General features: G+C 35.6%; 19 protein-coding genes and 2 pseudogenes. 7 read left to right on the forward strand and 14 right to left on the reverse strand.

The genetic code is table 11. The features are described from left to right. Positions 1-254: 254 nt before the first annotated feature. Both L950_RS10545 and L950_RS10550 read right to left on the reverse strand, forming a co-directional pair. Positions 255-776, reverse strand: coding sequence for a hypothetical protein (locus tag L950_RS10545; protein WP_021191673.1), 522 nt, complete (start codon positions 774-776; stop codon positions 255-257). Between the two features lie 438 nt (positions 777-1214). After that, positions 1215-3896, reverse strand: a complete 2682-nt coding sequence (locus tag L950_RS10550) for a c-type cytochrome (RefSeq protein WP_021191674.1) — start codon at positions 3894-3896, stop codon at positions 1215-1217. Positions 3897-4098: 202 nt separating this feature from the next. On the opposite strand from L950_RS10550, the gene L950_RS10555 reads away from it, so the two are divergent. Both L950_RS10555 and L950_RS10560 read left to right on the forward strand, forming a co-directional pair. Continuing rightward, on the forward strand, positions 4099-5256 hold the full coding sequence (locus tag L950_RS10555) for an acyltransferase family protein (RefSeq protein WP_021191675.1): 1158 nt from the start codon (positions 4099-4101) through the stop codon (positions 5254-5256). A gap of 119 nt (positions 5257-5375) precedes the next feature. Further along, positions 5376-5591, forward strand: coding sequence for a hypothetical protein (locus L950_RS10560; RefSeq protein WP_156169655.1), 216 nt, complete (start codon positions 5376-5378; stop codon positions 5589-5591). 178 nt (positions 5592-5769) lie between these two features. On the opposite strand, the gene L950_RS32795 is transcribed toward L950_RS10560, so the two are convergent. Further along, a complete protein-coding gene (locus L950_RS32795) occupies positions 5770-6276 on the reverse strand; it encodes an AEC family transporter (RefSeq protein WP_410528122.1) in 507 nt (168 codons plus the stop codon). A gap of 32 nt (positions 6277-6308) precedes the next feature. Then, positions 6309-6584 (reverse strand): hypothetical protein, encoded by a 276-nt coding sequence (locus L950_RS32800; RefSeq protein WP_231577090.1) that lies wholly within the window; start codon positions 6582-6584, stop codon positions 6309-6311. 215 nt (positions 6585-6799) lie between these two features. On the opposite strand from L950_RS32800, the gene L950_RS10570 reads away from it, so the two are divergent. After that, positions 6800-7645: an AraC family transcriptional regulator gene (locus L950_RS10570; protein WP_197086379.1), complete on the forward strand. Its 846-nt coding sequence runs from the start codon at positions 6800-6802 to the stop codon at positions 7643-7645. 113 nt (positions 7646-7758) lie between these two features. Here the strand turns inward: L950_RS10570 and L950_RS10575 are convergent, their stop codons facing one another. Continuing rightward, entirely contained in the window at positions 7759-7911 is a 153-nt protein-coding gene (locus tag L950_RS10575) for a lmo0937 family membrane protein (protein WP_108158845.1), read from the reverse strand. A gap of 308 nt (positions 7912-8219) precedes the next feature. On the opposite strand from L950_RS10575, the gene L950_RS29975 reads away from it, so the two are divergent. Both L950_RS29975 and L950_RS10580 read left to right on the forward strand, forming a co-directional pair. After that, positions 8220-8480 carry a hypothetical protein gene (locus tag L950_RS29975; RefSeq protein ID WP_021191678.1) on the forward strand — a complete coding sequence of 87 codons (261 nt, stop codon included), beginning with the start codon at positions 8220-8222 and terminating at the stop codon, positions 8478-8480. Between the two features lie 17 nt (positions 8481-8497). Beyond that, a complete protein-coding gene (locus L950_RS10580) occupies positions 8498-9874 on the forward strand; it encodes a DUF3472 domain-containing protein (protein WP_021191679.1) in 1377 nt (458 codons plus the stop codon). A 209-nt stretch (positions 9875-10083) separates the two neighbouring features. Here L950_RS10580 and L950_RS32805 read toward each other — a convergent pair whose 3' ends face one another. From L950_RS32805 to L950_RS29985, 4 genes are all read right to left on the reverse strand, one after another. Next, a complete protein-coding gene (locus L950_RS32805) occupies positions 10084-11133 on the reverse strand; it encodes an endonuclease/exonuclease/phosphatase family protein (protein ID WP_052764389.1) in 1050 nt (349 codons plus the stop codon). Continuing rightward, a complete protein-coding gene (locus tag L950_RS32810; RefSeq protein WP_231577091.1) occupies positions 11123-12094 on the reverse strand; it encodes a LamG-like jellyroll fold domain-containing protein in 972 nt (323 codons plus the stop codon). The genes L950_RS32805 and L950_RS32810 overlap by 11 nt, the downstream gene beginning before the upstream one ends. A 420-nt stretch (positions 12095-12514) precedes the next feature. Continuing rightward, positions 12515-12838, reverse strand: coding sequence for a FeoA domain-containing protein (locus L950_RS29980; RefSeq protein WP_197086380.1), 324 nt, complete (start codon positions 12836-12838; stop codon positions 12515-12517). A 4-nt stretch (positions 12839-12842) separates the two neighbouring features. Then, positions 12843-13175: a metal-dependent transcriptional regulator gene (locus tag L950_RS29985; RefSeq protein WP_197086381.1), complete on the reverse strand. Its 333-nt coding sequence runs from the start codon at positions 13173-13175 to the stop codon at positions 12843-12845. Between the two features lie 109 nt (positions 13176-13284). Here L950_RS29985 and L950_RS10600 point away from each other — a divergent pair, with 109 nt between their 5' ends. Continuing rightward, positions 13285-15552: a TonB-dependent receptor gene (locus tag L950_RS10600; protein WP_021191680.1), complete on the forward strand. Its 2268-nt coding sequence runs from the start codon at positions 13285-13287 to the stop codon at positions 15550-15552. A gap of 122 nt (positions 15553-15674) precedes the next feature. Here the strand turns inward: L950_RS10600 and atpB are convergent, their stop codons facing one another. From atpB to L950_RS37265, 5 genes and pseudogenes are all read right to left on the reverse strand, one after another. Continuing rightward, the gene (gene atpB, locus L950_RS10605) at positions 15675-16682 is read right to left on the reverse strand and encodes a F0F1 ATP synthase subunit A (protein ID WP_231577092.1); all 1008 of its coding nucleotides are present in this window, start codon (positions 16680-16682) and stop codon (positions 15675-15677) included. Positions 16683-16805: 123 nt separating this feature from the next. Next, positions 16806-17783, reverse strand: a pseudogene (locus L950_RS10610) (deoxyhypusine synthase family protein). Between the two features lie 234 nt (positions 17784-18017). Continuing rightward, a complete protein-coding gene (locus L950_RS10615) occupies positions 18018-18593 on the reverse strand; it encodes a Crp/Fnr family transcriptional regulator (protein ID WP_021191682.1) in 576 nt (191 codons plus the stop codon). 159 nt (positions 18594-18752) lie between these two features. Beyond that, positions 18753-19169 (reverse strand): hypothetical protein, encoded by a 417-nt coding sequence (locus L950_RS37260; RefSeq protein ID WP_410528123.1) that lies wholly within the window; start codon positions 19167-19169, stop codon positions 18753-18755. Then, positions 19152-19837 (reverse strand): annotated as a pseudogene (locus L950_RS37265) (2-isopropylmalate synthase); the annotation flags it as partial. The pseudogene L950_RS37265 and the gene L950_RS37260, both read right to left, overlap by 18 nt. A gap of 138 nt (positions 19838-19975) precedes the next feature. On the opposite strand from L950_RS37265, the gene L950_RS10625 reads away from it, so the two are divergent. Continuing rightward, positions 19976-20722 carry a helix-turn-helix domain-containing protein gene (locus tag L950_RS10625; RefSeq protein WP_021191684.1) on the forward strand — a complete coding sequence of 249 codons (747 nt, stop codon included), beginning with the start codon at positions 19976-19978 and terminating at the stop codon, positions 20720-20722. Positions 20723-20812 lie beyond the last annotated feature (90 nt).

Below are 20812 nucleotides of genomic sequence, written 5' to 3' on the forward strand. Positions count from 1 at the left end.
TAGTACTGCCGATTTTATTTGCAAGTCCAAGGATAGAAATAATTTTATAGAGCTATACCTAGATAGACTACATGTCCAGATCATTTAATTAATTTCAAAAATAAAAAACAAGTAATTGCAGAAGTAAGAATCAAAAAAAAAATCTCATTTTTAAAACATTCAATAACTATTAAAGTATGTTCTAAAAACAAGAAATTAAAATAGTAAGTAATCTTTCTTACAAACTATACGGAACCATTTATAAAATTAAGCTACTATTTTGAAAGTTCAGCAAGCTCAGCTTTTGAGAATGCATGATCTCCCTTAAGATAGCTGTTGGCTTCGCTCAGATATTTATAAATTATTTTTTTTCCTTCCTGACTCGGTAGTTTTTTTAGATTATGCACCAAAAACTCTTTATCATCTATTCGATCTTTACTATAATTGAGAAATGAGGGTGCATGGGTTTGCACAGACCAACGGATAAAACGCAGATCGATATTGTCTTTTTGTTTGACAATAACAGATTCTAATAAGTTTTTACCCTTCTTAAACTGGCTTAATTTGGTAAATGGATTGTTTTTATGTTTTGCCCAAAGAATCTCATATGCGGCAAGATATCCTTTTTCGGTTACTGTATTTGCTCCCTCATCTAAGATTTTAAGATTCGTTTCACAGAGCTTTTTATCTTTTACAGCTAAAGCATAATCTGAGCGCATCTTATCAATATTGATTTGACCAAAACATGTGATCGAGCTTACCACGAAAAAAAGACAGACATAAAAACGTATTCCCATACTCAATTTAATTAAAAAAATGATACTCAATGATATAACCTCAAAAACCTGTTATATATTATATTATTCAACAAAATAGTTCCACAAGTACAACTCATAAGCTGTCTTTGACCGAACATATTTTTATTATATAACAACACAGAACGGCTTTAAGTTTGTTTGTTTTTTACTCTTCTCGATTAGTCTAAGTAGCTGTAGACTATAATCCCGAGCAAATTATAAAAAAACGATCCGTTAAAAATCATGAATCTTTTTCTATATGTTAAATTATCTATTTTATATTATTTTGTCAAGTCCAAATCAAAGATCAATTTTCTTTTCGATTATTATAGCAAAAGATATCCATAAATAATTTATCATTAGGCTGACAAGAAACATAAAAAGGCCGCCAACTTAAATGTAGCTGACGGCCTCTAATGATATAAATGTTAAGACTTCTTATTTTTGTTTTGCTAGAAACGCAACTAGTGAAGCAAATTCTTCAACTGTTAATGAATTTGCCAATCCAGCGGGCATCATCGAGTTACCCATTTCCGTACGTTTTGCAATATTAGCTTTTTTGATTGTCGTAACAGATCCAGCAATATCTCTCAATACAACTTTATCAGCAGTTTCCTGTGTCACAAAACCCATAAAACTCTTTTTGTCTTTAGTGCTGATCAAAACTGTTGCAAATCCTTGAGAAATTGAAGCATTTGGTTTTAAAATTGATTCGGCAATTTGTTCACGATTCATGATTGCACCAATTTGTCCCATAAATGGTCCTTTCATCGTTTCACTTTTACTAAGACTATGACATGCAAAACATCCTTGTTTTGTAAATAGCGCTTTTCCTTTTACCGGATCACCTTTTATTTTAGCTAATGCTAACATAATATCCTCAATGGATGTTTTTCCTACTTGCCCTTTTTGGTTTTTGATTTTTTCTAAATCAACTTTTTTCTCCTTAACTTCTTTTACAGCAACCTCTTTCTTAGCAACATTAAAAGAAGCAATTTCCATACGGAATTTCTCATTCAGATCCGAAAAAAATTGTTTTTTCGTCGCTCCAGCTTTTACGCTCTCTGCCTTCAGGAATTTCTCAATGACCGGTGAAGATTCCCAAACAACTCCTTTATAGTATGGCCCGTGCGAATCAGGACGAGTTCCCCACCACCACGAAGCATCATAAGCATCTTCTTTCTTATATAAGCGAGCTAAGGTTACTAGAATCTTATCTTTAAATTTTTGATCTTTTGATTTTCCATAAGCAGCGATTAAGCCATCAACTGCTCTGGCATCGTGCATATAACGCATAGCCCATAAAGCTAGATCAGGATTTTCTGTTCCCAAAAAACCTACACTTGCATTAACTGCATTTAAGCGAACTAACGCTTTAACCGCTAGATGTGCAGGTATAATGGCGGCATTAGGTTTATCGTGTGGCCCCTCCACTCCTTTAGCGGGAGCAACAAAAGATGCCGGCACCTTTGTCTGCAATAATGCATTAGCAGCTTCTACTCGGCCCAAGCGACCCAAACCAACCATTGAAGCCGTTTGTACACGTACGGAAGCATCTTTCAATCCATCAATGAATGGATCAATTGGCACTTGCTCTAATGATCCCATACGGTCAGCCAAAGCACGTAACGCAAATTCACGGATCTGATCCTCCTTTGTAAGTTCAACCAAAACCGGAATTGCTTTTTCCTTTGCCAACTGTGCATAAGTATATATTGCGGCAACACGAGCACTGAGCCCTAAACTCTTGTCTTTAGCAATACTAATAGCAGCTGCTGTTGCTTCATCTGATGATCTGGAAACAAGTTCTTGTGACGCGTAAAGCCTAGTTGTTGCACTACCCGATTTCAAAAGATTAGTTAACTCGCCAATAGATGCTTTCTTCGTATTAGGAAAAGCTTTGTATGTCCATCCTTTTGGTACTACGCGCGCAACATAACCTTTATCCGGGTTACCTGAGTAACCAGCTCCATCCCAAGCTGCTAGATATAACCTGCCGGAACCATCCACATCTAAATCTGTAATTTGTGGCAATTGGATAAATTCTTCTTCTTTTTGTGTAAAACTTGGTCCATCTGGTGTAACATGATGCATATATAAGAAACTTCTGCCCCAATCCGCCATCATCGGTACCTTATTATATTTTTCAGGCCAAGTATCCTCGTCCATATATAAAGATCCTGTACCCGATCCACCACCTAACATGGCCAAAGCAGGAATAATCTCTTCTGTAAAATTTTGGAATAACAAAGGATAGCCGTACTCTCCAGATTGAATCTGATGCGAAAAACGAATGTCCCAACCGCCACCATCATTGGTATTATCACGGGTAAAGATATTCATATATGGATCAATAGCGACATCATAGATATTACGTAATCCATGTGTATATATTTCCATTTCTTTTCCATCAGGACGCACACGTAAAATTCCTCCCCCCAGCATGGTCAATTTCTTGCCATCTGTACCTGTTGCATTATGAAATCCAAAATCACCAACTGCAATATACATCCAACCATCAATACCCATCCTTATTCCATTAGTAGCATGATCCGTACCACGCTCTTGAATATATTTGGTATTACTTAGACCCATTATAAGTGGTTTAGCTACCCCATCCGCAACCCCATCTTGATTTTTATCTTCAAATACAACTAAATCCATTCCTGTTGCTTTTCCAGTCGATGCATCAAACGTCGTATGCAAAACGAAAACTTGATCACCTAAAACAAAAATACCACGGGGATTATCAACACGTGCAAAATCAGTATGCTTATCCATTTTCCCGTCGTTGTCCGTGTCAACAAATCTGCGGATAAACCCTTTACCCATATCTTTTCCTAAAGATCCGATCATATCAACCCCAACGTAAACTTCACCCGTAGGCGCCACAGCTAAACAAGCTGGACTAGGAGTAAGATCCGCAGCTGTAAAAGAGGTCATAATCAGGTCTGTCGGAGCTCCTGATAAAGTTTTTAAGCTATCCTGAGCATGTAATGTAGCTGTCGTTGAATAATGTACATTTTCATTTTTTACTTTTTGATGTACTGGCTTTTCAATATTATTGGTAAATCCCAATAATATAGGAAAGAGAAATAATAGGTTTAGTTTCCTTTTCATTGTAAGGTATTATAATTGCATAAATATTGAGCAAATTACAACTAATGAATCTAATAACTATAATAATAGCAAAAATATTACGAAAATTGAAAGAAATTTCCATTTTTTAAGATCATAATTATTTCAAAAACTGTAATTAATTCCTATATTCACGGTCTTTTGGCTATTCAATAAAAATATACTACTAATCAAATTTGTCTGCATGCTAAACACACAAACCAATTCGCTCACACACGATCTTAATAAACCACATTACAACGTACTGGATGGACTTCGGGGTGTAGCAGCAATTACTGTGGTATGTTTTCACATTTTTGAAGCATTTGCGACCAGTCATTTGGATCAACGTATCAATCATGGTTACCTAGCTGTTGATTTTTTCTTCATTTTATCTGGATTTGTTATCGGTTATGCTTATGATGATCGCTGGTCAAAAATGTCTACAAAAGATTTTATCAGACGCAGAATCATACGGCTACACCCGATGGTTGTAATGGGAGCTGTTATAGGTGCAATTATGTTTTACTTTCAAGGATGTTCAGTATGGGATGTATCATCCGTAACTGTAATGGCTTTACTTGGAGCAACATTATTAAATGCATTACTTATTCCGGCCATGCCGGGACATGAAGTTAGGGGTCTAGGTGAGATGTTTCCGCTAAACGGACCGAGCTGGTCATTATTCTTTGAATATATTGGAAATATTCTTTATGCCTTAATTATTCGAAAATTTTCAACCAAGATTCTAGCATTATTAGTTTTTATTGCAGGTTGTGGTTTAGCAACATTTGCCATTGCAGGACAGTATGGGGACATTTGTGCCGGTTTCTCGTTAACTGAAATAGAATTTACAGCAGGATTTTTACGCGTTCTATTTTCTTTCTCTGCCGGCTTATTGCTCTCCCGAATTTTCAGACCCGCTAATATTAAGGGAGCCTTTTGGATATGCAGTATCACTATAGTGACCCTATTAGCCCTACCCCGCCTAGGTGGAGCAGAGCACTTATGGATAAATGGGCTATATGACACCATTTGTTGCGTAGTAATATTCCCTATTCTTGTCTATCTAGGCGCTTCAGGCAAAAGCACAGATAAATATACAACTCGATTATGTCGATTCTTAGGAGACATTTCTTACCCATTATATACTGTACATTATCCTTTTATTTATCTTTACTATGCCTGGGTAAAAAATAATAAACTCACTTTCGAGCAATCCTTACCTGGCGCGGCAGCTGTAGTCATAGGAAGTATTATTTTGGCTTATATCTGTTTAAAATTATATGATATTCCTGTTAGAAATTACCTAGCAAAACGATTTGCAAAGTCAAAAAAGATTAAGTTTAAAACTTATGAATAACAGATAAAAACAATTAAACTAACCTTTGCTTTTCACTGTAGTAAAAATCGACAAAAAAAATAGCGATATTAAATTTAAATTATTAAAACGAAACCTATTTATGAATAAAAAACCAATCAGTGAATACAGCAATGAAGAATTGCTGCAAGCAAAAAAACAACGGCAGTCATAGCCATTACGTTAACCTCAATGTTGGTATTGCTATTAGCAATGGGGATTTATATTTCCATAACCAAAAAGTTCAGTGCCCTTTTAGCGATACCTTTTTCACTATCAACGATCGCAATCATTCTTTTCAAAAAGCTAAAGGAAATTACAGCGGAACTGAAAAATAGAGAAACAAATGAATTCAAAAACAAAACTGAAATCTAAACTTTAAGAATTGTCATACATTAAGGTTGAAAATTAAAACTTATTAAATCATGAGATAATCCATTATTCCATTCCAACATGCAGTCGTTACAAACCCTACTAAAATACTGATCCCTATGATCAGATTCACCAACCGGGCATTTAACCGAAACTGCTCTGCAATAATGCCGAGGTAATTAATGTTGGCATAGCGGCTTCAAATATACTGATGCGGGCGATATCCCCTTTAATACCCATAATAATCGCAATACACAGTACCAAACCAGGTGCAATCACCAGTTTATATAACATCGCCATTGAAAGTTGTGAAATTTGCTGTTTCCACCCTTTAAACTTGAGCTGTAGACCTACAGAAAACAAAGCAAGCGGACCAACAGTAGCTGTTAATTTATTGATAAATGGTTCAGCTACCTGCAAATCGATAAATTTGGACAAAAAAAGAGCGCTAACACAACCGATAAAAGGAGGAAAAGCAAATAAGCGTTTAATTAATAAAGAAACTTTAACTCCCCCTGTATCGGAAGGATTTCCTTTAACTGCCGCAATAATTCCAACAGTAGACAAAAGAACAAACATCACCTGATCACAAATAATAGCAATACTCAGATCATGTTCTCCAAAATAGGCCGTAATTAAGGGAAATCCAATAAAAGAAGTATTACTATAACCGCTAGATAATTCTAAAGTACTGCGGGTACGTTGCCCATACTTTTATAACGACAGTAGAATTCCATAAATATCCAACTTCCTGCCCAGACAATAATGGGAGAGATTGCAGGAAAAACCATCTGATTACTCCATGTGATATGTGGAATATACTTAAATGATACAGCTGGTAAAGCTAGATACAATATCCAGATATTAATACCTCTATGTGCATCATGAGGCATGAATTTGGCATGCTGAAAGATCATTCCTGCACTAATACAGAAAGCGATCATTACAAAATTATCCATGTGAAAATTTGCTAATTTATGACAGCAAATTATCACCCTGTTTATCCCTATCGCATGTATAAAAACAACATTAGTATGTATATTTGTTTTAAACAAAAAATAAAGAAGTTATAATAATTATGGTAATCAACGGTATTTAGAACAATTTTTGAGTATTGGAAAAGATGTATCACGAAGTTTAACAAAGAGAAGTATTACATAAATCAGCCTCGCATATGACCAAACTCAAGCAATTTGATGCGTTGAAGTTATTTGACTTTGAGGAATCCAACTTCCACCTAACCGTTCATGGACAGAACTACTATGAGCTGGTATATATTTATAAAGGGTCGGGAATTCATGAGATCAACAACAACAGCTTAGCCTATAACGCAGGAGATCTCTTTGTAATATCACCTGAAGATGAACATAATTTCAAAATTGAAAAAAGGACAAGGGTAATAGCAATCAAATTCACTGACGATTATTTCAGTAATAGCAATCATTGGACGCAACAGAATCAAACACTAAATAAGCCTATTGCGATCATGAATAATAAAATATTGAAAGAAATAAAACTAGAATTCAATCCAGAGATAAGGAAAATATTAAGGAATACAATAGATAATATCTTACTTTATAATAGTGTTGGATCACTTTCCACATCTCCACTTGTTTTCCATCAGATTCTTTCCATATTCGGGATAATCATAGAAACGATGACAAAAATATTATTATTTGGAATAAATAATTTCCCGGCAAAGGAACTTCTTGTTTCTTATATTCACCAACATATTTATGAACCAAAGCAAATACAAATTAAACAAATTGCAGCCCACTTTAATATTGCACCTACTTACTTCAGCACCTATTTTAAAAGAAACTTCGACATGGGTTATCGCGACTATCTAACAGCATATAAAATAACATTGATCGATAAACGATTAGCGTCAGGACTTTTTACTTTCAGACAGATTGCTGACGAATTTGGATTCAACGACGAAGTCATTTCTCTCATTTCTATAAAAATAGCAAAGGCGTCAGTCCATCTGCTTATTCCAGATCAAAAAAGTAGGAATTAGATTACGCATTTGCAACTTATTCAGATCCTGTATAATAAAAAAGAGACTTTTAAAAAGTCTCTTTTCAACCTACCCTCTTGAAATATCCTGAATGTTTATCAGTAAGTTAAAGTTTATGCATTTCCTCTAATAACGCGCAACAATACAACAATTATTGCAATGACTAATAAAGCGTGGATGATACCGCCACTGTAGAAACCTCCTAAAAAACTGATCGCCCAGATAATGACTAAAATGACTGCGATTATATATAATAAATTTCCCATAATATATGTTATTTTAATGTTTTTAATATTTAGCAACTTAATAATATAACAATAGTAACCGAGCATAAGTTTGTTTGTCTAAACAAAAAACTGATGATTTTTTTTTAATCATTTAAACAGCGTTCCGAATAAAACTGAAAATCAACATCTTAAACAACTCACTATCTGTCCCACATTCTTTTATTACACTAAAAATTGCGCAATCGATTTCATTAAAATCAGCTGCTAATTATACAAAGAAAACTTCCTACCTTAATACCATTGCGTCAAGAATACGCAATAATAACCCATTATAAACAGATCCTTTTATGAGAAAATTAATGATTCACAGCGTATTTCTCGCTGCATTGAGCACAATAGCGTGTTCAAAGGAAATTGTAAAATCGGGATTAGAAAAGCCTTCAAATCTAATCTCACAGAGTGACAAAGATTTACTTAACCTCACATTGACAGGTAGTAATGCAGCTCCTTCACAACATCTTGTTTACAATTTCACTTCTGATGCAATATTGAAAATGAGCAAAATAAAGATCACAAATACGGCAAAAACGGAATACTTTCTGTCCTAAATTATAACGGCGGTTATATGGGACTTCAAGATACACCAGACCTGCGCTATGGCACTTCCAATATTATGCTCGCATCACTGTGGGACAAAAATACTGCAACAAATAATTTAGCGTTTTACTCTTATCTCGATAGCAAAACAATTGCCAGCCGATTTGGTGGTGAAGGCGATGGGCAAAAGACATTAAATCCTTATAATTGGACGCTCAACACTTGGTATAATATGGTCATTCGTTCCTGGAAGGAAAATGGAAAAATATATATTGCCAATTTCGTTCAAGATTTATCTACAGGAAAATGGTTGCATACCTCTACAATTGGCCGTGAAGCAAGCGCAGGATATCTGGGGTCAGGTACTGGAACATTTTTAGAAAATTGGGTCGGAGATAATCCAAATTATGATGGTAGATTTCACCGTAAAGCATTTCTTAAAGACAATTGGAATTTAAGTATCAATAACGTTTGGGAAAAATCAAGTAGCCGATATTTCTCTGCCAATGACAATGATTCAGTACGTAATGGTCAATTTGATCGCGCCTTTAATGTCGGATACAACAGTACAGAAGACGCATATTTCATGGAACACGGCGGTTCCACCACGCCAGATCCAGCCTTTGGTACAGGGCGGGTACTAAATTTACCAGAGCAGGCAGGTCAAGGTAATGCACCGGAATTAACGACCATAGAAAACAGCTATAGTACTGCACGTTACCACAACAACAAGCTGATTGTATCCTGGGGAATAAATGAAAACAAATCACCGCAGCTTAGTTATAAACTTGAGCTTTTAAATGCTTCAGGGTCTGTAATACAAACGCAGGAGAAAATTAAACCCGAAAAAAGAGTGGACACGTTATCAAGCAGTTTAACATCAGGAAATTATACAGTCCGCATAACATTAACAGATATTTTTAATCAACAAGCAGCCTCAAAATTAATTCCGCTCACCATTTTCAGTGCGAATGATACCTACAAAATAAAAAATGTAAGCAGCGGTAAATACCTCACTGTTCGCGATAATAGTACCGCTAATGCAGCTCAGATCGTACAGTATAGCAATAGCATAAGTGATTCACAAAAATGGAAAATCGTTGCCGGAAGCGCTGGGTATGCTTTAGTAAACGTTGCTAGTTCCAAATCTATCGATATTCCAGGAAGTATAGATGACATCAACACAGGATTAATTCAATATACCAATTCGACAAACCAAAATCAACAATGGACCATCAATTTTCTGGAAAGCAATAATACAGTTTACATTAAAACCATTCTCAGCAAAGGATACATCATCGACAATCCCGGAAGTAGCACGAGTGATAATACACAACTTGTATTATACAGTATCAATAATAATATTGGTACTAATAATCAAAAATGGGTTCTAGAAAAGCAATAAATTAAAATCTCCAGTAGTAGATCCAATTCTGGTACTACTGGAGATACCTTGAGAAAATCAAATCGCAGATTGATTATTTTTTTTCAAAAACTTTTACTTTTTTGCGCGATACACTGTTCCCGAATTTTGGTTTCAGAACAATTAGTAAAGTATAGATCAAATAAACAATTGCTAATAACTTTAATTCTTCATGAAAGTACGATCGAGATCTATTTATTAATATTTTTACCTAACGTAGTTTCAAAAATCGTCATCACAACAGCATGATCAGAAGCCCAAACGTCATCAATTTCCGGACTTGTCCTAATGATTTTTGATGAGATCGCCTGAATAGCCCCCTTATAGTAAATAAAATCTATTCTGGCATCAGGCATTTGACCATATATAGGTGCAAAAGTTCCGCCCTGATTACCTAATTCGTCAGGATTAATTTCACGAAAAGAATCCTTAAAACCGTTTTCTATCATAAACTTCGATGTCGGAAATGGTACAGCACCATAACCAAAATGCAGATCTTTAGTTTTCTCTGTCCAGTCCAGGTGACTATAAGAATTGAAATCTCCGCCTATTATAATAGGTTGATCTACAGATTCAACATAAGGATCAACATCCTTTTCTAATAAATTTCTCACATCCACCAAAGAAAGTATAGCGTCTTCTGCAACCCAGGTTTTAGGTTCCATACCAAAGTTTTGATAACCACTTGTATATTCAGGTCGATACGCATATCTAAGCCAGCAGCCATTCACTATAATATCACGTCCATTAGGTAGTTTGATCGTTGCAGGATTAGATTTAAACGGTTCACTTGATTGGATCTTCTTGATAGGATATCTACTGAACAATGCCAGATTGTCCTTTGAAGATTTGGTTTGTAAATAAAATCCCAAAGTTTTTGCGATCGTATCCTGTGCACCATACCCTTCCTGCATGGTAATAATATCCGCATTAGAAGTTTGGATCAAATCAATAATGCGTTCTCGGCCTTTATCTTTACCCAAATGCACTCCACCATGCCAGATATTCCATTGTAGCACTTTAACAAAATTATTCTTGTCTTTAGGAGTAACAAACTGTTTCACCTTTGATTCCTCGATCTCAGGTTTATATTTTTTTCCAGACAAAACGAAATGAGTAATGAGCGCACCCAGTTGATGCCCGACTTCCGCTTTATCTTGAACAGCAGCACTGACGAGAAAATAATTAACACCTGGTTTTAAGTAAAATTTATCCTTTACATCCTTATTCCTAAAAATCATCTTCCTTCGAGATGCTGTGTACCATCAAAAATAGGCTGTTTAATATTCGATTTAGGATACTGTCCCGTATAAACAATTTTATTTCATTGAAATCCTTCAAGGAAGAGTTTTGCGTGAGATCAAGATTAATTTCGTCCAAGCTAAGCGCTTTTTGATCCCCCTGTACCACGATCCTCAATTTTAATAGCTGGCCATCTACAGTACCTTGCTCTAAATCCCATTCATTCTGTACGACGACCGCATTAAACAATTGCTGTTTCTTATCAAAATTTTGAAAAGAAACATTGGTATTTTCTACCGTATATGCCATAGGAAGCTCACCATAATAGTCACTGCGCCCATTTCTCAAGTGATAAGATAGATGTCCCTTTCCTACCCAGTTTACCGATACCACATCTTTAAAATCATCAAATGTATAATAGCCTACAAGGGTCGAAAACTGGGGGTGCGATCTTTCAACAGATTTATTTTTCCACTTTTTGATTACGTTGATAGAAACAGCTTTTGACCATATTCTAACCTCATCAATCAATCCGCCAAAACTTTGTTTTTTCTCGTTAAGACCGATTGCGCCCGGCAATATGGCAACAACTGTATCTTTACGAGCCACTTCTTTACCATCTAAGTATAAAAAGGTAGACATCCCATTACAGGAAGCCGCTACATGATGCCAATTATCATCCAATTTCTCTGGAGCAATAATCCCTGCGCCATTACTATGCAAATAACCATTTTTAACCACTAACGGCATATTATCACAACTATTTAGATCGCTATACTCACCTCCACCAAAAATAGCTTCATATTCTTTCCATATACGATCATCACCTTTTATCCATGCTTCTATCGTCCATTCATTCCGTAAAACACCCATCCCCGTTCTTACATCATTATCATGGCCATCTAGACGCAATGCCAAGTTCTGATTAGATTTTCGAGGATAACTTTCAGTTTTTTGCACAGCAAATGAGTACATGCAAACAAAAAGAATAAATGATAACAATTGATATCTTAGGTACATAATTATTGGTTTGAAATATGACAAAACGAGCAGATCTTAATTATCGACGCACATAAAAACGATAACAATAAGCCCCTCCTTCCATTGTATTTCAAATATATAATAATATACATTAAAGGCAATTTTTACACCAGATTCTCCAGAAACGGATGATAATTATCCGAAAGTCCCTAGACAATCTAGTCAAACGTTTGATTATAAAAAACAACTCATTGAGCTGTTCTAAAATTGAGTTTTGGTACTCAAAATGTTACAAGTAATCCTAAAAGATCAAAGCATTTTAAGCTTCAAAATAGTATTAGAAACTTAAAATTACAATTTCTAAAACTACTAATTGCTGGCATTAGCAAAAAGACCATCCTATTTACTGATATGTTCTACGAGCAATTTTTCACATACCATACTACTTAAAACCTCGGTTCCATCACCCGAGTAACTAACAGACATGCTCTTATCAAATAATTCAACAGATTTTATCGTAATCACAGCCCCAAGAATCAATTGACGGCTATTTAAAAATTTAAGCAATTCTTCCGAAGAAGGTCTAACAGCCATAAATTTTACGACATCACCACTTTTACAATCGCTCAATTTAATAAACTCTTTTAATTTTAATTTACCATTTACATCTGGTATGGGAGAACCATGAGGATCCACTTCAGGAAAACCTAAAATTTCATCCATTTTCTCAAAAATGCCGGAGATTTATATGTTCAATTTGTTCCGCAATATTATGTACCTCTTCCCAGCCAAAACCCATTTTCTCCACAAGATACATTTCCGTAAGACGATGCTTCCGAATAATCAATGATGCCTCTTTCTTACCCTTTTCCGTAAGTTTCAAAGGTTTATAACTCTCATAAATAACAAAATCCTTTTCACTGAGGCGTTTCATCATACCATTAACGGTAGGCATTTTTATATCCAGCAGTTTACTTAATTCATTTACGCTGGCTTCACCTTTTGTACTCGTCAAAGCAAATAATGCTTTCAGATAATTTTCTTCAGTCTGTGATATCATTATAACAAAACTACTAATTATTAGCACAATCTAACAATATTGTTATAAATAATTTGTTAGTTCATACAAACTTTATAGATTTGCATGACTAACAAATAATATTTACATAATGAACATTAACATTTTTTTAATAACAGGAGTCCTCATTTTGATGAGTTTGACTCTTTCTGCCCAAACTGCACGTCTAAAAGGTAAAATAACAGATAGCGAAGGAGAACCTATTGAATGGGCCACAGTAAGCATTCCCCTATTAGGTCTTGCCACAAAAGCAGACAGCACAGGAAATTATGAATTGCAAAATATCCCTGTAGGTTCGCATCAGATCAAAGTAAGTTTCATTGGTTTTGCGACAAAGCTTTTAACGTTAACAATAGCAGATACAAAACTTCAAGTAAGAGATGTAGCATTGACCTCGATCAGCAATCGCTTAAATAGTGTCGTTGTAACCGGTACCCGCACGGAACGCAAAAAATCCGAAAGTCCTGTAGCAGTCAATATCCTTGATAGTAGAACATTCAACATCACACAATCCAACACCTTAGCAGACGGATTATGTTTTCAGCCCGGTCTACGTATGGAAATAGACTGTCAGACCTGCAACTATTCTCAATTGCGGATGAATGGATTAGGAGGTTCTTATTCACAGGTTTTAATTAATAGTCGGCCCGTATTTAGTTCGTTGATGAGTTTATATGGATTAGAACAGATACCTGCCAACATGATTGATCGTGTTGAAATCGTCAGAGGTGGCGGATCAGTCTTATATGGTTCATCAGCTATAGCCGGAACAGTCAATATTCTAACCAAGCAAGCCAAAAAAAGCTCTTTTACACTTTCAAATAACAGTTCATTAATGGGCAACAAAACCTGGGATCATTTTTTCAATGCCAATCTAACAGCAGTCAATGAAGAGCAAAATGCGGGAGTTTCTTTCTTTGCATCTCACCGCAACCGTAATTCTTACGATGCAAATGGCGATGGGTTTTCCGAAATGCCCATGTTACAAAACAACTCCTTTGGTTTCAATTCATTTTTTAAGTTATCTCCTCAGGATAAACTGGAAATAAATGGTTGGAGTATTAACGAAGAAAGAAAAGGTGGAAATAAATTAGATCTACAGGCCGACAAAGCCGACCAGTCCGAGTATCGATTACATAATATCTTAGTGGGAGGCTTCAATTATGAACATCAGGCAAAGGATAAAGAAAGCTCATTTAGCGTTTATGGCGCTGCTCAAAACACAAAAAGAACACATTATACAGGTATAGATCAGATCGATGCCTGGGGGCATACAAAAAATCACTCCATTCAAAGCGGAGTCCAATACAATTACATCAGCTCTGATTTTCTGAATGGAAAAAACACCTTTACCACCGGAATTGAAAATCAATATGAATACACTTTCGATGAAATTAAGGCATATGATTATCTTATTGATCAGCATGTCAATCTATTGGGTGCTTTTTTACAAAGTGACTGGGAAGTAACCCGAAAATTAACCGTTCTATCAGGACTACGGTTAAATAAATCCAATCGTATAGATAAACTTGTACTGACCCCTAGGTTAAGTGCATTATATAAATTGGGTAGTGAAACCCAGCTTCGCACATCCTACGCGAGAGGGTTTAAAGCACCGCAAGCATTAGAAACCGACATGCATATGGCTTTTGCCGGAGGTGGAGTTTCCGTCATTAGAACAGATGACAACCTGATCGCAGAAACATCCAATAGCTTTAACGTTTCATTAGATTTCAATAAAGCAAGTGAACATTTTATCTACGGTTTCACGGTAGATGGTTTTTTCACACGACTGTATAATACTTTTGTTTTAGAAGAAATCGGTACCGATCAAAATAACAATCAGCAACTCTTACGAAAAAATGGATCCAGCTCATCCGTAAGAGGAATCACAGCTGAAGGAAGATTCAATTATGATCAGAAAATACAGCTTGAGACGGGTTTAACATTCCAAAAATCAACCTATGATGAAGCTGTATCTTGGTCTTCAACTATTTCAGGAACAAGAAAATATCTGCGTTCGCCCGATCTTTACGGTTATTATACACTCAGTTTTTGGCCCCAGAATCGCTTCAATGCCGTTTTATCAGGAGTTTTGACTGGTCCGATGAAAGTACCTCATTTTGCAGGTGCCCCAGGCATTAATCAGGATGTCCTTAACACCTCACCCACATTTTTAGAAAATAACATCAAATTATCCTATCGATTTACCTTAAAACAAATTAAGCAAGATCTTCAATTCAATATTGGTATTCAGAATATGTTCAATCAATATCAGAAAGATTTTGATATCGGTAAAAATAGAGACAGTAATTATATTTATGGTCCTGGTCGACCAAGAACTTTTTTATCGGATTGAAATTTGGACTGATGTAAACCTGTCCATACTAAAAACAACTTCATACCGCTCCTTTGTTATGAGCGGTACGAAGTTGTTAGGAAAAAAAATATGCCTAAGCTGAAGTTAGCACCCGTCATGAATTAATGATGCTCATCCTCTTGCACCGCCAGTCCAATAAAAAGAGAGGAAAGCATTGTAAAGATATAAGCTTGTAAAAATGCCGCCAATAACTTGATAATAAACAAAAAGGAAGTCAGTAAAAGTGAAACAGCAATACTTCCCCCCAATGTCAATTGATTATTCAATAAGTAAATAATTGCAATAAGCCCCATAATAACAGTGTGACCAGCTACATTATTGGCGAACAGTCGGATCATTAATGAGAAAGCTTTGGTAAAAATTCCGATAACCTCAATCGGCATCAATGCGATACGAAAAGGAATTGGAACACCTGGCATCCAGAAAATATGCTTCCAATAACTCCTAGATGCCTTCATATTGGTAATGATTAAAGTAAATAAAGCCAAACATAATGTTACCGTAATATTTCCAGTAACATTAAAACCTAAAGGAGTTAACCCAATCAGATTTAAAATCCATATTAAAAAGAAAACAGAAAGAAGATAAGGCAAAAACTCCTGATATCTAGAGCCGATATTAGGCTTAGCCATTTCATCGCGCACATAGATAATAAGAGGCTCTAACACTCGTCCAAATCCCTGTGGCAGCTTATTTTTCCGATATGATCTTGCCAATGCTATAAACATAAAAAACATTAAACCAGCAGTCAAAATCAAACCAACAACATTTTTTGTAATAGACAAATCGATCGGTTTTACAAATTTATTAGCTTCAACTAGCTTATCCCCATTCTCATCAGTTCGATAAATTTTATTATGATCTATACGATAAAACTTATCCTCGATCTGGACAGGACCATCCGTATGGATAAACCTAGATGATGAAAATATGTTAATACCCTCATCTATTAATATCACTGGCAAAGGAAATCCATAAGTGAGGTTATTCTCTTCGTCTTTAAACAACGAAAAATAATAGTCATCCTCCAGATGGTGCTGTATGAAGCGATCTATATTTTCCTTTTGAGAACTCTTTGCATCCGAAGCATTCCCCTTTGATACAGACACAAACAGTGTGAAAAGAAACAAACAGAACCATCTCAGATTTTTGATATCATGCATTATTCAATTATTAAAAATTTTAGATTTATGGTGTGCATCACGAGATGCACACCATAATGAAGAAATATGTTATCGATTTAAAAGATAGGCAAAGATCAAAGGAGCAACTATTGTTGCATCGGACTCAATAACATAACTAGGAGTATCCACGTCCAGTTTACCCCAGGTTATTTTTTCATTCGGGATACATCCGGAATACGAACCAAACGAAGTAGTTGAATCTGTGATCTGACAATAATATCGCCACTTTTTAATATTTTCCATTTCAAGATCCTGCTCCAGCATTGGCGCTACACACATCGCAAAGTCGCCCGCAATTCCACCTCCAATTTGAAAGAAACCGATACCTTGATCAATAGCATGCTTCGCATAGTAGTCAGCTAACCAGACCATATATTCAATACCGCTCTTAACCGTTGATGATTTTAATTCATTTTTTATAACATAGGAAGCAAAGATATTTCCCATAGTCGAATCCTCATCCTGGGACCACAATCGGTAGATTCTTTTCCGCTGCGGCAAGCATCCAGGAGTTTTTAGGATCAATTTCATATACATCCTTAAGAACACCACTTAATAAAAGTTTATACATATACTCATGCGGAAAAATCTTTCACCAGCTTGCTCAGCATCTTTCCAGATTTTCTCAATATGAACCTGTATTTTCCGGAATGCCTCCTCTTCCGGTATACAAGTATCCGTCACGCGGTTATATTTACTTTTAAGAAGATCTAACTCATCTTGAGGAGTTAAGTCCCTATAATTTGGAATTCTTTTATAATGCGAGTGTGCAACCAAATTCATAATATCTTCCTCGAGGTTAGCACCCGTACAGCTTATGATCGCGATTTTATCCTGTCGAATCATTTCTGCCAATGAAATTCCCAGCTCAGCAGTACTCATTGCTCCGGCTAATGAAACCAACATTTTACCCCCCTGCTCCAAATGAGCTTCATAACCTTTCGCTGCGTCAACCAGACTCGCCGCATTAAAATGTAAAAAATTAGCTTCAAGAAACTGCCTAACCGATCCTATCGTTTTTTCCATATCTGAATTTTGTTTATTTAGCAAATCATATTTAATATGGGTGTAAAATTGATAAATCAAAAACAGATAAAAATTTACATATGTTAAATAATACCTACATACAAATAAGTTCTTTCTTAATGAATCCAGCAGTACCAGACCTCCGAACTAAAATAACAAAAGGGTTTTCAGCCAATTGGATGAACCTTTTATAATTACTCCTTGCAGCAAATAAAACGTTCATTATTAAATGCGTTATAATAATATTGCCCTAACTTTTTTTCTGATCCTACTTAGCGTAACTTGCGTTATCCCCAGGTAAGAGGCCAAATATTTCAATTGTATCCGACGCAATAAACTCGGATTTTTACTCACCAACAACTCATACCTTTCTTTTGTAGATTGTATCTCCCGGGATATCAATTTATTTTCAACTTTTATCAATTCCTTTTCAGCAAGTTTTCGACCCCAATTAGAAATGTAAATATCTTCGTTAAATAAATGTTTTACTGCTTTTATCTCAAGTTCATAAAGTTGACAAGGTTCCATTAATTCTATAAATTCATAACTTCTTTCATTTTCAGCATAGCTTTTCATGGAAAGAATAGTTTCACCTTCCTCACCGAACCAAAAAGTACGTTGTAAACCTTCATGCTCAGCATAAGCTCGAACAATTCCCTTTTTGATAAAATATATCGACTTTTCGATTTTATTAGCTTTAATAATAATATGCCCCTTTGGAAAATGAACTTCTCGAATTAATAGCAGCAACTTCGAAATCGATTCTTCAGGCAATGGATAAATTTCCACTAATATCTTCTTAAGATCCATACTTACTCATTTATAATCAATTCAATTTTATACATCTATTGTAATCAACCTATCATGCGGAGTACAAAATTGACCAAAAGCATTGATTATAAATTTTACATATGTTAAAAAATGATCCTATCATATGCTATGAAGAATCAGGAAATTCAATGCGTCAGCTTATCCCTTATTAATATCACGACATAAATCCACTAGATCAGCATCAGTTACAATAGATTTAGTATCCGCTAACCGCAAAAAACAGTCATAATACAACTCAAATTCCTTTTCTACAAATTGTATATCTAGCGTTTGCATCCTATTTTTCAATGCAGCTCTACCGCTTCGGGCTGTCAGTATAAGATCCGGTAACTCGAAACCGATCATCGCAGGATCTATAATTTCATAATTGCTTCTGTCCTTCAGTACACCATCTTGATGAATTCCCGAAGAATGCGCAAATGCATTTCTCCCAACAATAGCCTTATTCGCCTGAACATCATTCGACATAGCCCTCTCGACCATTTTACTCAACTTACTAATATAGATCGGATTCACAGTCGTATACACTGGCAGATCTTTGATCATAAGCGTCATAATGATTTCCTCCAAAGCGGCATTTCCAGCTCTTTCACCAACACCATTTACAGTGCCTTCCGCTTGGCTAGCGCCAGCCAGCAGACCTGCGATCGTATTTGCAGTCGCCATTCCCAGATCATTATGGCAATGGACAGAGATTTTAGCTTTATGAATATTCGGAACAGTGTCAATCACAAATTTTATCTTTTCATAATATTCAAATGGTGTGCAAAAACCATTTGTATCTGGTAAATTAACAACCTTTGCTCCCGCATCAATTACATTTTCAACCATTTTTGCTAAGAATAAATTATCAGCTCTACCAGCATCCTCAGCAAATTGCACCTCTTCAATTTTTTTGACGCATACCTCACCATTTTAAATGCTACGGCTAAAATTTCATCTCTGGTACTATTAAATTTATTTTTAATATGAATATCCGAAGTCCCGATACCAAGTTGCACACGAGGGCACACCGCATTTTTGAGGGCATCAACCGCAATGTCAATATCCAGTTCACGAGCTCTTGCCAATGCGCACACTTTAGCATTTTTAATTAATTTTGAAACTTCCTGTACGGCTTTAAAATCTGCAGGAGAACTCACAGGGAAACCGGCTTCTATAATATCAACACCTAGAAATTCAAGCTGTTCGGCTATTTCCAGTTTTGATTGAAGAGTCAACAAGCACCCAGGTCCCTGCTCGCCATCGCGAAGAGTTGTATCGAAAATATCTATTTTTTCTTATTCATTCTATTTCTTTTTGCCAAATAAAGACAGATTTTATTTTGTTATATTTGAAAATAGAGCAATACTTATCTAATTATGCCAAAAGCTTATATATCAACACTAGATTGTACAAAAGTTATTGAAGATGGAAATATTGAGATCCGGTATTTTGGTCAATTTAATACCGAGATACATGATCATGAAAAAGCACAGCTTATCTCCCCCGAAATGAGCGCCGTATATCTCTACTCAGAAAAGGGAAGTTTTTGTATTCCTGCCCGCCACTACGCTTATGTTGACGCGCAAGTCAAACATAAATTAATATCAAGATCGCCCAATTTAAAACTCAAGACGATCTTTCTTGATTTGAATAAGGAACAATATCCTATTGCACATTGGGGAAATATCGCTATTTTCTCTCCATCAAACTTACTGGATAATCTTTTAGCCTTTGGCGTACAACATTGGTCCGATAAAGAACTGAAAAAAGTTGGCTTAGCGTCTTTAAAAAAAATGTTATCATATATATTAGTCAGCCCCCTAAAACTTCATGCACAACCACCAAAATCCGAGTCACTCCTAAAAGTTGTTGAATATATTACGCAATCAATCAGTGAACACATTACAATAACATCCTTATCCAAACACGTAAATATTCCCGAGCGGACATTGTCAAGACAATTTAAAAAAGAAACAGATATAACCATTTTTCAGTTTATAAAATTAAGCCGTATGCAGCTCGCATTAGAATTATTAGAAGATCAATCACTGTATATTAGTGAAATTGTTTACAGAATCGGTTACGACAGTATTCCGACTTTTCAAACCTATTCAAAGAATTAATAGGAATCAGCCCTCAGAAATATCGGCAAACCTTCCTCTAACTCTAAAAACTTATCCTAGAAAGACAGAATACCCCTACCCGATTCTTAT

The sequence above is a fragment of the Sphingobacterium sp. IITKGP-BTPF85 genome, assembly GCF_001006065.1.
Taxonomy (GTDB): domain Bacteria; phylum Bacteroidota; class Bacteroidia; order Sphingobacteriales; family Sphingobacteriaceae; genus Sphingobacterium; species Sphingobacterium anhuiense.